Consider the following 12817-nt stretch of genomic DNA (forward strand, 5'->3'; position numbering starts at 1 on the left):
TCATCTGATCAGTCATAAGTACGACCTCGGCAGCGGAGCCAGACGCCATGAACACACCTTTCCCGGTGGCTATCGGATGCGATGAAGCGGGTTTTGAGCTCAAAGAGCTGTTAAAGCGCCATATCGAGACGCTGGGCTACCCGGTGACCGACTTCGGCACCCATTCCACCGCGCCGGTGCTCTACCCGGACATCGCGCTGGCCGTGGCCAATGCCATCAATGCCGGGCAGCAGCGCCTGGGCGTGCTGGTGTGCGGCACCGGGATCGGCATGGCCATCTCGGCGAACAAGGTGTTGGGGATTCGCGCGGCGCAGGCCCATGACACGTACTCGGCGGAGCGCGCGCGCAAGAGCAACGATGCACAGATCCTGTCCATCGGCGCACGGGTGATCGGCGCCGAGCTGGCCAAGAGCATCGTCACTGCGTTCCTGGCCTCGGAGTTCGAGGCGGCGCGTTCCGGGGCCAAGGTCGCGCGCATCAATGCGATCGAGCGCGATGGGCATCAGTAGTGGACGTGGCGGGGCAAGAGTCGGGAGAATGTGCCTTTGACGCCGAAACGGAAGCCCGTCCCCATGAGTGACAGTAGCCAGCGCATTGCCAGCGATATCGATCAGATGACCGAAGTGGCGATGCTCTATTACCTCGAAAACGTCACTCAGGAAGCCATCGCCAAGCGCTTTGACCTGTCGCGGGCAAAAGTCAGCCGCCTGCTCAAACGTGCGCGCGATGAAGGCATTGTCGAAGTGCGCGTGTTGCAGCACCCGGCGATGAACAATGAGCTGGAACGCGCCTTGGTGGAGCGCTTCAAGCTCGACCGTGCCCTGATCGCCGTCGACCACAGCGACCCCGACACCCAGCGCTCCGCCGTCGCCAGCCTGGTGGCCAATTACCTGAACAAGACTTTGAGCGACGGCATGATCGTCGCCGTGGGCATGGGCCGTAATGTTGGCGCGGTGGCCGATAACGTGTTCCTGCCGGTGACGCGCAATTGCACATTTGTCTGCGCCATCGGCGGTTCGCTCAAGGCTGGCGAATACATGAACCCCGACCATATCTGCCGGCGCCTGGCCCTGCGCTTTGGCGGCGAGAGTGAAAGCCTGTACGCGCCGGCCCTGGTGGCCAACCCGGAACTGCGCGGCGTGCTGATCAATAACGACACGGTGCGCTCGACCCTCGATCGGGCGCGGCGTGCCGACATTGCGCTGATCGGCATCGGCGACATGAGCGAGAACAGCAACATGGTACGCATGGGCTGGTTCTCGCCCCAGGAGATTGCCCAGGCGCGGTTGTCCGGCACGGTGGGCGACATGATGGGGTATGACTTTATCGATATCCACGGGCAGCCGGCGGTCAACGCCATCCAGGGGCGGGTGATCGGGCTGACGGTGCAGGAGTTGTTCCGGATTCCGGATGTGGTGGCGATTGCCAGCGAGAACACCAAGGCGGCGGCCACGTTGGGGGCGTTGCGGTCGGGGGTGATCAACACCCTTGCGACCACGGTCACGAATGCTCATACCATATTGGCGCTGGATGAAGCGACCCGTAAAGCCTGACACGCCACAGGTCAAGGTGTGGGAGGGCGGTGCGACGATTTGACTTGCTTCCGATAGTGGTTTTTCAGTTACTCATATGCTGGCTGATACACCGTCATCGGGGGCAAGCCCCCTCCCACATGGGGTTTGGGGACAGGTTTTGTAATGGTTTTGTGTTGTAGGGAATTTGTATTTCGAATGTAGGATTGAGGTCCTTTTGTTATTTCAGGACTTGCATGAACGCCCTTTCGGAGCCCCCCAGTCGTCTTTCTCCAAGACAACCGCTGTCGCTGTTCCCGCTGAAGCACCTCGTATTCCAATGGTTAACCCTTTCCCGGTCCCCTGACCGCGCTTTGCCGTGCCCGGCATTCTGAACACCGATAAAGAGACTCTATAAATGGAATGGTTAGCGGACCCTACGGCCTGGCTTGGCCTGTTGACGTTGATTGTGTTGGAACTGGTGCTGGGCATCGACAACCTGGTGTTTATCGCGATCCTGGCGGACAAGTTGCCGCCGGAGCAGCGCGACCGTGCGCGGTTGATCGGCTTGTCCCTGGCCTTGCTGATGCGCCTGGGCTTGCTGGCGAGTATTTCCTGGTTGGTGACCCTCACCCAGCCGTTGTTCGAGGTGTTCGACAAGAGCTTCTCCGGGCGTGACCTGATCATGCTGTTCGGTGGTGTGTTCCTGTTGTTCAAGGCCACCATGGAATTGCATGAACGCCTTGAGGGCCATGTGGCGCAACGCTCGGGCAATGTGGCCTATGCGATGTTCTGGCCGATCGTCGCGCAGATCGTGGTGCTCGACGCGGTGTTCTCCCTCGACGCGGTGATTACCGCCGTGGGCATGGTCGATGAGTTGGCGGTGATGATGATCGCGGTGATCATTTCCATCGGCTTGATGATCGTCGCGAGCAAGCCGCTGACCCGCTTCGTCAACGCGCACCCGACGGTGATCATGCTGTGCCTGGGCTTCTTGATGATGATCGGTTTTGCCCTGACCGCCGAAGGCCTGGGCTTTCATATTCCGAAAGGCTACCTGTACGCGGCGATTGGTTTCTCGATCCTGATCGAGGTGTTCAACCAGATTGCCCGGGCCCGGCGCAAGAAGTCGGCGCAAGGCGTGTTGCCCGTGCGTGAGCGCACCGCCCACGCGGTGATGCGCTTGCTCGGCGGGCGCAACCTGACGGAGGACGAGGTGGGCGAAGAGGTGGTCGATCTGTTGGGTGAACCGGATGTGACTCAGGGCCCGCTGTTCGACCGACGTGAGCGCGTAATGATCAGCGGCGTGCTGCAACTGGCCGAGCGGCCGATCCGCAGCTTGATGACGCCGCGGGCCAGGGTCGACTTTATCGATTTGGCAGACGATCGCGACACTATCCGTCTGAAACTGATGCGTTCGTCCTACTCGCGCCTGCCGTTGATCCGCAACGGTGCTGCCGATGAGCCATTAGGTTTTGTGCATAAGAAGGAATTGCTCAAGGATTACCTGGCGGGCAACGAACCGGACCTTGAGCGGTTGGTGCGGCGGGCGATCAATTTGCTGGAGAGCTGCTCGATCCTCAACGCCCTGGAGCAGATGCGCCAAGCCTCGACCCACATCGCGTTCGTGATCAACGAATACGGTGATTTCATCGGCGTGTTGAGCATGACCGATATCCTCGAATCCATCGCCGGTGAGCTGCCGGACGCCAGTGAGATCGAAGGGCCGGGCATCGTCAGGAACGGCGGGTGATACACATGACGTTGCGCCCTAGTGCGAGGCGTAGCGCTTGAAGAGGTGCTCGACGAACTGTGTCTGTTCTGTCTGGGGGCCAAACCCCTTGGCTTTCTCCACCATCTGGCCGTTGAGGTAGATCAGCAGGGTCGGAGTGCCTGTGACTTGCGGGTGCTTCGGCGTCTCTGCGCAATCGAGTACCAGGCTGACTGTGTCAGGGTGTTCCCCGGCAATGCGCTTGAACAGCGGCACCGCGTTCGAGCAGGCGGCGCAGTGGCTTGAGACGAACAACAGGAATACTGGACGGGATGTACTCAGCACCCGTTGATAATCCTCGGCATTGGCAATAATCGCGTTGGCATACCCCATGATGGCTTTCCTCCTGGACAGACACTGTTGTTTGCCAACGCTAAGCGCGGCGTGCGCCGTCGTCTACTGTCAACCTTCACAGGTCTGCTTCATGCCCCGTAACAGTGCGGGGTAACGCTGGCGTGGTGCGCTCGGTTGAGCCTGTCACCGCCGTGTGGGGCCTTGGGTAGCAACGTGATTGCCACTGCTGGCACTGCGCCTTGTCGCTTCTCAAGATTTATCCGTCTGATTTAGAACGAGTTTATTCCCTGCATATTTTTCCGTTGCTGCGTATGGCACACTTTCTGCTGTCTATTCCGTTGTTACATACTAAGTTCCGGTATAGCGGAATACACAACTCCTGGAGTGCTTGTCATGCATCACCGACCTTCCGTGTTCAAAGCGTGTGTTTTTCTCTTCGCCGCATCGGCTTCCCTCGCAAGCACTGTGCAGGCGGCGGGTAGCAAGCTCGATGATGTGCTCAAGCGTGGGCATCTGATCGTGGGTACAGGCAGTACCAATGCGCCGTGGCACTTCCAGGGAGCGGATGGCAAGTTGCAGGGGTTTGATATCGACATCGGCCGCATCGTGGCCAAGGGCTTGTTCAATGACCCGAGCAAGGTCGAGTTTGTGGTGCAGTCCTCCGACGCGCGGATTCCCAACCTGCTGACCGACAAAGTCGACATGAGTTGCCAGTTCATTACCGTCACCGCCAGCCGTGCGCAGCAGGTGGCGTTTACCCTGCCGTACTACCGCGAAGGCGTCGGCCTGCTGCTGCCGAACAACAGCAAATACAAGGAAATCGAGGACCTGCAGGCCGCTGGCGACGGCGTCACCGTGGCCGTGCTGCAAAACGTCTACGCCGAAGAACTGGTCCACCAGGCGCTGCCCAAGGCCAAGGTCGACCAGTACGACAGCGTCGACCTGATGTACCAGGCGGTGAACTCCGGCCGCGCCGATGCCGCCGCCACTGACCAGTCTTCGGTCAAGTACCTGATGGTGCAGAACCCTGGGCGCTACCGCAGCCCGGCGTATGCCTGGAGCCCGCAAACCTACGCGTGCGCGGTCAAGCGTGGCGACCAGGACTGGCTGAACTTCGTCAACACCGCACTGCACGAAGCCATGACCGGTGTGGAATTCCCCACCTACAAGGCCTCGTTCAAGCAATGGTTCGGCGTCGACCTGCCGGAGCCGGCGATTGGTTTCCCCGTCGAGTTCAAGTGATTCGTGAAAACCGGGGCGCCGCGAACGGCGCCCCCATCAGGTACTGTCGACCATGAACTATCAGTTGAACTTTGCCGCCGTGTGGCGCGACTTCGACACCTTGCTGGCGGGGCTGTGGCTGGGCCTCGAACTGGCGCTGCTGTCGATCGCCATCGGTTGCGTGATCGGCCTGCTGATGGCGTTTGCCATGCTGTCCAAGCACCGCGCGCTGCGCCTGTTGGCCTCGGTGTATGTGACGGTGGTGCGCAATACGCCGATCCTGGTGCTGATCCTGTTGATCTACTTCGCCTTGCCCAGCCTGGGTATCCGCCTGGACAAGATCCCGTCGTTCATCATCACGCTGTCGCTGTACGCCGGTGCCTACCTGACCGAAGTGTTCCGCGCCGGGCTGTTGAATATTCCCAAGGGCTTGCGCGAAGCCGGGTTGGCCATCGGCCTGGGCGAGTGGCGGATCCGCGCCTATATCACCGTGCCGGTGATGCTGCGCAACGTACTGCCGGCGCTGTCGAACAACTTCATTTCGCTGTTCAAGGACACCTCGCTGGCCGCCGCGATCGCGGTGCCGGAGCTGACCTATTACGCCCGCAAGATCAACGTCGAAAGCTACCGGGTGATTGAAACCTGGCTGGTCACGACCGCGCTCTATGTGGCCGCCTGTTACCTGATCGCCATGCTGCTCCGTTACTTGGAACAGCGTCTGGCGATCCGTCGTTAGAAGAGGCTCGCATGTACCAATCCCCCAGCTGGCTGCATGAGTTGTGGATCGCCCGGGACACCCTCTGGGCCGGGTTCCAGGCCAGCGTCTATGTCTCGGCGCTGGCGATTATCTTCGGCACCCTGATCGGCATCGTCGCCGGGTTGATCCTGACCTACGGCAGATTCTGGATGCGCCTGCCGTTTCGCCTGTATGTCGACCTGATCCGTGGCACGCCGGTGTTTGTGCTGGTGCTGGCATGTTTCTACATGCTGCCGGCGCTCGGTTGGCAGATCAGCGCGTTCCAGGCCGGTGCGGTCGGGCTCACACTGTTCTGCGGCTCCCACGTCGCGGAGATCGTGCGCGGCGCGCTGCAAGCCATTCCCCGCGGGCAAATGGAAGCGGGCAAGGCGATTGGCCTGACGTTCCACCAGTCCCTGGGCTACGTGCTGTTGCCCCAGGCGCTGCGGCAGATTTTGCCGACCTGGGTCAATTCCTCCACGGAAATCGTCAAGGCCTCGACCCTGCTGTCGGTGATCGGTGTCGCCGAGTTGCTGCTCAGCACCCAGCAGGTGATCGCGCGCACCTTCATGACCCTGGAGTTCTACCTGTTCGCGGGTGTTCTGTTTTTTGTCATCAACTACGCCATCGAGTTATTCGGGCGCTACATTGAAAAGCGGGTGGCCTTGCCATGAACCAACCTCAAACGACCCAACCGCTGCTGGACATTCGCGGCCTGCGCAAACAATACGGCACGGTGGAAGTGCTCAAGGGCGTCGACCTGTCCATGCAGCGCGGCAACGTGGTGACGTTGATCGGCTCCAGCGGCTCGGGCAAGACCACGCTGCTGCGCTGCGTCAACCTGCTCGAAGAGTTCCAGGGCGGTCAGATCAGCCTGGATGGCGAGTCCATCGGCTACAGCGACATCGCCGGCAAGCGCGTGCGCCACCCGGAGCGGGTGATCGCCCAGCACCGCGCCATGACCGGCATGGCCTTCCAGCAGTTCAACCTGTTCCCGCACCTGACGGCGCTGCAGAACGTCACCCTGGGCTTGTTGAAAGTTAAGAAAATGCCTAAGGACGAAGCCGTGGCCTTGGCGGAAAAATGGTTGGACCGTGTAGGGCTCCTGGAACGCCGCAATCACTTCCCCGGCCAGTTGTCCGGCGGCCAGCAACAGCGCGTGGCCATCGCCCGTGCGATTGCGATGAACCCCAGCCTGATGCTGTTCGACGAAGTCACCTCGGCCCTCGACCCGGAACTGGTGGGCGAAGTACTCAGTGTGATCAAGGGCCTGGCGGAAGAGGGCATGACCATGTTGCTGGTGACCCATGAGATGCGCTTTGCCTACGAAGTCTCGGACAAAATCGTCTTCATGAATCAGGGGCGCATTGAAGAACAGGGCTCGGCGAAGGACATCTTCGAACGCCCGCAGTCGCCGCGCCTGGCGGAATTCCTGAAGAACATTCGTTTTTAACTGTCAGTCAAGGAGCACTATTTATGAGCATTACTCGTTACGGCACCGGCAGCACCGCCGGCGGCGGCCAGCCTCGGCCTTTCGCCCGCGCGGTGGAAGCGGACGGCTGGCTCTACGTCTCGGGCCAGGTGCCAGCGGTGGACGGTGAAATCATCAGCGGCGGTATCGTCGAGCAAACCCGCCAGACGATGCGCAACGTGGTGGCGATTCTCGAAGAGGCCGGCTACACCTTGAACGACGTGGTGCGCGTCGGCGTGTGGCTGGAAGACCCACGGGATTTCTGGAGCTTCAACAAAGTCTTCGGCGAATACTTCAGCCCCGAACACGCCCCGGCACGTGCCTGCGTGCAGGCCAACATGATGGTGGATTGCAAGGTCGAGATCGATTGCGTGGCCTACAAGAAAAAGGGCTAAATGCCCCACTCTCAAGACCACATCAAATCCAATGTGGGAGGGGGCTTGCCCCCGATAGCGGTGTATCAGCAACAGATGTGTCCACTGGCACACCGCCATCGGGGGCAAGCCCCCTCCCACAAGGGATCACTGTGCAGCACACACCTTTCAGCGGACCGAAACCTCCATGACCGAAGACACCATCAAACGCCGCGCCAAAGGCCTGGACCGTGCATTCGACATCCTCGATTTCCTCAAGGAAGTCGGCCAGCCCCTGCGCCCGAATGATATCGCCAGCGGCATCGGCAGCCCCAAGTCCACGGTCTACGAGTTGGTCGCCTCCTTACTGGAACGCCGCATCCTGGAAACCGTGGGCAAGGACGGGCACGTCTACCTCGGCCGTCAGCTGTACTTCCTCGGCCAGGCGCACCTGCGCCATTTCGACCTGACCCGCGAGGCCGACCACGCCTTGCAGGCAATCGTCAGCCAGACCCACGAAACCGCGCAGATGTGCCTGCTCAACGGGCGCAAATACACGGTGGCGCTGATGCGTGAAGGCGAGCGGCATTTCCGGATTTCCTCGGACATCGGCGAAAACGCACCGATCCCGTGGACCGCGTCCGGGCGCCTGTTGCTGGGGCATTTGAGCGACCAGCAGATCGTCGAGCTGATCGACCCCGACGATTTCATCCTGCCGGACGGCCAGCGCTTGCCGCTGGAGACCTTCCTCGCACAGATCCGTCAGGCCAGCGTCGATGGCTTCTTTTCCTTCGACAGCGTGGCCGACACCTTTACCCATTGCTTTGCCGCCCCGGTCCGGGACGCGCAGGGCGTCAGCATTGCGACCCTGTGCATCGTCGCGCCCCGCGCCGATGCCAGTAAAAACTACAACGACTACCGCCGGGTGTTGATCGAAAGCGCCAACAACCTGGCCCGTCGCATCAACGAATAGGAGCAGTTCATGCCTGCCATCAACGCCGTTGCAAAGGGCGCCGCCGCTGTCGGCGCCCATCTGGTCCGTGACGTCAGCCTGCCGGCCCTGGTGCTGCACCGCGACGCCCTCGAACACAACATCCGCTGGATGCAGGCCTTTGTCAGCAACAGCGGCGCCGAGCTTGCGCCCCATGGCAAAACCAGCATGATGCCGGCCCTGTTCCAGCGCCAGATCGCCGCCGGTGCCTGGGGCATCACCCTGGCCAGCGCGGTACAGACCCGCGCCGCCTATGCCGGCGGTGTGCGCCGTGTGTTGATGGCCAACCAACTGGTGGGCGCGCCGAACATGGCGTTGATCGCCGACTTGCTGGCCGACGCAGACTTCGACTTCCACTGCCTGGTCGACCACCCGGACAACGTCGCCGACCTGGGCCTGTTCTTCGCCGCCCGTGGCCTGCGCCTGAATGTGATGATCGAGTACGGCGTGGTCGGCGGCCGTTGCGGTTGCCGCAGCGAGCAAGAGGTGCGTGACCTGGCCACGGCGATCAAGGCCCAGCCGGCGTTGGCCCTGACCGGTATCGAAGGCTACGAAGGCGTGATTCACGGCGAACACGCCATCACTGGCATCCGCGACTTCGCCGCGAGCCTGGTGCGCCTGGCGGTGGACCTGCAGAACAACGGCTCGTTCGACCTGGCCAAGCCCATCGTCACCGCGTCGGGGTCGGCCTGGTATGACCTGATCGCCGAGTCCTTCGAGGCGCAAAACGCCGCCGGGCGTTTCCTCAGCGTGCTGCGTCCCGGCAGCTACGTGGCCCATGACCATGGCATCTACAAAGACGCGCAATGCTGCGTGCTCGACCGGCGCAGCGACCTCAGCGAAGGCCTGCGCCCGGCGTTGGAAGTCTGGGCCCACGTGCAATCGTTGCCTGAGCCTGGCTTCGCGGTGGTCGCCCTGGGCAAGCGCGATGTGGCCTACGACGCCGGTTTGCCGGTGCCGCTCAAGCGCTACAAGGCTGGGATCGTGCCGGCGCAAGGCGATGATGTGAGCGCGTGCAAGGTCACCGCGGTGATGGACCAGCATGCGTTCATGAGCGTCGCGCCGGGGGTTGAGCTGCGCATCGGCGACATTATTTCCTTCGGCACTTCCCACCCGTGCCTGACGTTCGACAAGTGGCAGGTCGGTTGCCTGGTGGATGAGCAACTGCAGGTGATCGAGTCACTGCATACCTGCTTCTAGACCGCGTCGCCTCCATCGTGAGCAAACCCGCTGCGCCCTTTGGATGTGTGAACACATTCAAAGGTAGGAGCGGGCTCGCCCGCGAAGGGGCCATCAGCCGCACCGGAGACAACAGGCATGAACACCACACCCCGCATCGCCCTCATCGGCGAATGCATGATCGAACTGCAACACCGCGCCGACGGCAGCCTGCACCAGAGCTTCGGCGGCCACCCTGAACGCCGCGGTGTACCTGCGCCGCGAGTTGGGGGCGCTCGGCCACGTCGACTACGTCACCGCCCTGGGCGATGACAGCTTCAGCGACGCCATGTGCCAACAGTGGACCGACGAAGGCCTGGGCCTGAGCATGGTCCAGCGCCTGCCCGGGCGGTTGCCGGGGTTGTACTGCATCCAGACCGACGCCAACGGCGAGCGCAAATTCCTCTACTGGCGCAACGAAGCGGCCGTGCGCGACTGCTTCACCACGCCCGCCGCCGCACCGATCCTGGCAGCGTTGCCGGGCTATGACGTGGTGTATTTCAGCGGCATCACCCTGGCGGTGCTCGGTGAAGTCGGGCGCGAGCGCTTGTTGCAGGCCTTGATCGAAACCCGTCGGCGCGGCGGCCGGGTGGTGTTCGACAACAACTACCGGCCGCGTTTGTGGGCGAGTGTCGAGGCGGCGCGTGCGGCCTATCACAAAGTGTTGGCCGAGGTGGATATGGCCTTGCTGACCGAAGATGACGAGCGCGCGTTGTTTGGTTATGCCGACAGCGAGCAGGTGTTCGCAGCGTATCCGGCAGTCGCGGAAGTCGTGCTCAAGCGCGGCGCCGAGGACTGTTTGCTCCGTTGCGCAGGCCAGCGTTTTGCGGTGCCGGCGTTGCCGGTCGAGACGGTGGTGGACACCACGGCGGCGGGGGACTCGTTCAGCGCGGCGTACCTGGCCAGTCGGCTCAAGGGCGGCTCGCCGCAAGAGGCGGCCTTGGCCGGGCATCGGTTGGCGAGCCGGGTGATCCAGGTGCCGGGGGCGTTGATTCCTAGATAGGGGGTGAATGGCCGCCTGCGGCGGATCGGGGGCAAGCCCCCTCCCACAGTGAGCGCAATGCGGTTGAATGTGGGAGGGGGCTTGCCCCCGATAGCGGCCTAAAGCCAACCCCTCAATCCCGATAAAACACCTGCACCAAGTGATACCCAAACTTGCTCTTGACCGGCCCATGCACCACCCGCAGCGGCTTCTTGAAGATCACCGCATCAATCGCGCCGACCATCTGCCCCGGCCGGATCTCGCCCAGATCGCCGCCGCGCTTGCCGGACGGGCAGGTGGAATACTTCTTGGCCAGCACATCGAACGCTTCACCCTTGGCGATGCGCTGCTTGAGCTGTTCGGCTTCTTCACTGGTTTTCACCAGGATATGGCGGGCTTGGGCTTTCATGGTTCTCTACCGGGGTGTGCGACGGCGCGCGATTATGCCTGAACTGGATCGTCGACGCTGATCATGCTGCGGATTTTGGTGGCGAGCACGTCGATGGAAAACGGCTTGGCCACCATGTCCATGCCGTCTTCCAGAAAGCCCTGGCGTTCGGCGGCTTTTTCCGCATAACCGGTCATGAACAGGATGCGCAGGCCCGGGCGGTGCTGACGGGCGATTTCCGCCAGTTGCCGGCCGTTCATGCCCGGCAGACCGACGTCGGTCACCAGCAAATCCACGCGCAAGTCCGATTCCAGCAGCGGCAAGGCCGTGCGTGCATCCGCGGCCTGGTGCGCGGTGTAGCCCAGTTCATCGAGGACATTGACCACCAGCATGCGTACCGCCGGGTCGTCCTCGACCACCACCACAGCCTCTCCGGCCAGGGCCACGGGCGCGGCCTCACTGAGGCTGGCCGGCAAGCTGCTTGCCAGGGAAGTGCCGTGCAGGCGCGGCAGATACAAGCGCACGCAGGTGCCCTGGCCCGGTTCGCTGTGGAGGGTCACATGGCCGCCGGATTGCTGGGCGAAGCCATAGATCATCGACAGCCCCAGGCCGGTGCCCTGGCCGATGGGCTTGGTGGTGAAAAACGGATCGAAGGCTTTGGCCAGGATTTTCGGCGCCATGCCGGTGCCGTTGTCGCGCACGCCGAGCATCACGTAATCACCGGCCTTGACCGGTTCCGGGGTGGTGATGTCGGTGCCGTCGAGGTAGCTGTTGGCGGTTTCGATCAGCAGTTCGCCGCCATCGGGCATCGCATCCCGCGCGTTGATCACCAGGTTGAGCAGGGCGTTCTCCAACTGGCTGGCGTCGCTGTTCACCGGCCAGATATCGTGGCCCAGTTGCACCTTGAGCGTGATGTGCGCGCCCTTGGTGCGCTGGAACAAGTCTTCCAGCGAGGCCACCAACTGGTTCGGGTCGAGCGGGCGGCGGTCCAGTGACTGGCGCCGCGAGAACGCCAGCAGGCGGTGGGTGAGGGCGGCGGCGCGATGGGCGGAGGCCACGGCGGCGTCGGCAAAGCGGCCGATGTCGTCGCTGCGCCCGGCGGCGATGTAGCGTTGCATCAGGTCCAGGCTGCCGATGATGCCGGTGAGCATATTGTTGAAGTCATGGGCGATGCCGCCGGTGAGTTGGCCCACCGCTTCCATCTTCTGCGCGTGGCGCAGGGCGTCTTCGGCGCGTTCGCGTTCGACCATCTCGTTTTGCAGGCGCTGGTTGGCCTCGGCCAGTGCCAGGGTGCGCTGGGCCACACGCTCTTCGAGGTTTTCGTTGAGGTGGCGCAGGCGTTGCTCGGTGCTTTGCTGGGCTTTGAGGCTGGCTTCGGAGCGCTGTTGCAGTTCCTGGGTGAACTGGCGGCGCTCGTTGGTTTCGATGGCGGTGACGAGGATGCCGGCGACGCTGCCGCGTTCATCGCGGATCGGGCTGTAGGTCAGGTCGAGCCAGATCTCGGTGTCGCGCTGGTTGCGTTGCAGCACAAAGCGCTGCTCGCTGAAGGCGCGCACCTGGCCGCTGAAGACCGCGTCATAGATCGGCGCGGTGAAACTGTGCAATTCCGGCCAGGTCTGGTGCGCCGGCTGGCCCATCGCGTCGGGGTGCTTGTTGCCCGCCAGCAGGGCGAAGGCGTCGTTGTAGAGTTGGATGAGTTCGCGGCCCCACAACAGCTGCATCGGCATCGGCGAGTGGACGACGATATCCACGGCGGTACGCAGGCTTTGCGGCCAATCATTGGCCTCACCGAGCGGGTTTTTGGCCCAGTCCAGCCGCGCAATCAATGCGGCGGCTTCGCTACCGGTGGATGTTTCCTTCATAAAAAGCCCTGAGCGTAAC

General features: G+C 62.5%; 12 protein-coding genes and 2 pseudogenes. 11 read left to right on the forward strand and 3 right to left on the reverse strand.

The window, feature by feature from the left end:
• The first annotated feature begins 47 nt into the window (after positions 1 to 47).
• The 3 genes and pseudogenes from rpiB to ACVWZP_RS02935 form a co-directional block, all read left to right on the forward strand.
• Positions 48 to 509 (forward strand): ribose 5-phosphate isomerase B, encoded by a 462-nt coding sequence (gene rpiB, locus ACVWZP_RS02925; protein ID WP_017846657.1) that lies wholly within the window; start codon positions 48 to 50, stop codon positions 507 to 509.
• 63 nt (positions 510 to 572) lie between these two features.
• A complete protein-coding gene (locus ACVWZP_RS02930) occupies positions 573 to 1553 on the forward strand; it encodes a sugar-binding transcriptional regulator (protein ID WP_017846656.1) in 981 nt (326 codons plus the stop codon).
• A gap of 376 nt (positions 1554 to 1929) precedes the next feature.
• Positions 1930 to 3249, forward strand: a pseudogene (locus tag ACVWZP_RS02935) (TerC family protein); the annotation flags it as partial.
• A 33-nt stretch (positions 3250 to 3282) separates the two neighbouring features.
• Here the strand turns inward: ACVWZP_RS02935 and ACVWZP_RS02940 are convergent.
• Positions 3283 to 3615: a thioredoxin family protein gene (locus ACVWZP_RS02940; protein WP_046383110.1), complete on the reverse strand. Its 333-nt coding sequence runs from the start codon at positions 3613 to 3615 to the stop codon at positions 3283 to 3285.
• A gap of 354 nt (positions 3616 to 3969) precedes the next feature.
• Here ACVWZP_RS02940 and ACVWZP_RS02945 point away from each other — a divergent pair, with 354 nt between their 5' ends.
• The 8 genes and pseudogenes from ACVWZP_RS02945 to ACVWZP_RS02980 all read left to right on the forward strand — a co-directional run bounded on the left by ACVWZP_RS02945 (position 3970) and on the right by ACVWZP_RS02980 (position 10569).
• Positions 3970 to 4818 (forward strand): transporter substrate-binding domain-containing protein, encoded by an 849-nt coding sequence (locus ACVWZP_RS02945; RefSeq protein WP_017846653.1) that lies wholly within the window; start codon positions 3970 to 3972, stop codon positions 4816 to 4818.
• 52 nt (positions 4819 to 4870) lie between these two features.
• On the forward strand, positions 4871 to 5533 hold the full coding sequence (locus tag ACVWZP_RS02950; RefSeq protein WP_046383111.1) for an amino acid ABC transporter permease: 663 nt from the start codon (positions 4871 to 4873) through the stop codon (positions 5531 to 5533).
• A gap of 11 nt (positions 5534 to 5544) precedes the next feature.
• A complete protein-coding gene (locus ACVWZP_RS02955; RefSeq protein ID WP_046383112.1) occupies positions 5545 to 6207 on the forward strand; it encodes an amino acid ABC transporter permease in 663 nt (220 codons plus the stop codon).
• Positions 6204 to 6986, forward strand: a complete 783-nt coding sequence (locus ACVWZP_RS02960; RefSeq protein WP_017846650.1) for an amino acid ABC transporter ATP-binding protein — start codon at positions 6204 to 6206, stop codon at positions 6984 to 6986. Before ACVWZP_RS02955 ends, ACVWZP_RS02960 begins: the two co-directional genes overlap by 4 nt.
• A gap of 23 nt (positions 6987 to 7009) precedes the next feature.
• The gene (locus ACVWZP_RS02965) at positions 7010 to 7399 is read left to right on the forward strand and encodes a RidA family protein (protein WP_457369351.1); all 390 of its coding nucleotides are present in this window, start codon (positions 7010 to 7012) and stop codon (positions 7397 to 7399) included.
• Positions 7400 to 7565: 166 nt separating this feature from the next.
• Positions 7566 to 8330: an IclR family transcriptional regulator gene (locus ACVWZP_RS02970; protein WP_057005439.1), complete on the forward strand. Its 765-nt coding sequence runs from the start codon at positions 7566 to 7568 to the stop codon at positions 8328 to 8330.
• Between the two features lie 9 nt (positions 8331 to 8339).
• Positions 8340 to 9548, forward strand: coding sequence for an amino acid deaminase (locus ACVWZP_RS02975; RefSeq protein ID WP_017846647.1), 1209 nt, complete (start codon positions 8340 to 8342; stop codon positions 9546 to 9548).
• Positions 9549 to 9665: 117 nt separating this feature from the next.
• Positions 9666 to 10569, forward strand: a pseudogene (locus ACVWZP_RS02980) (sugar kinase).
• A gap of 112 nt (positions 10570 to 10681) precedes the next feature.
• Here the strand turns inward: ACVWZP_RS02980 and ACVWZP_RS02985 are convergent.
• On the reverse strand, positions 10682 to 10957 hold the full coding sequence (locus ACVWZP_RS02985; RefSeq protein WP_046383114.1) for a peptidylprolyl isomerase: 276 nt from the start codon (positions 10955 to 10957) through the stop codon (positions 10682 to 10684).
• 32 nt (positions 10958 to 10989) lie between these two features.
• On the reverse strand, positions 10990 to 12798 hold the full coding sequence (locus tag ACVWZP_RS02990; RefSeq protein ID WP_057005437.1) for an ATP-binding protein: 1809 nt from the start codon (positions 12796 to 12798) through the stop codon (positions 10990 to 10992).
• Between the last annotated feature and the right edge of the window lie 19 nt (positions 12799 to 12817).

This window comes from Pseudomonas sp. TE36184 (assembly GCF_054060055.1).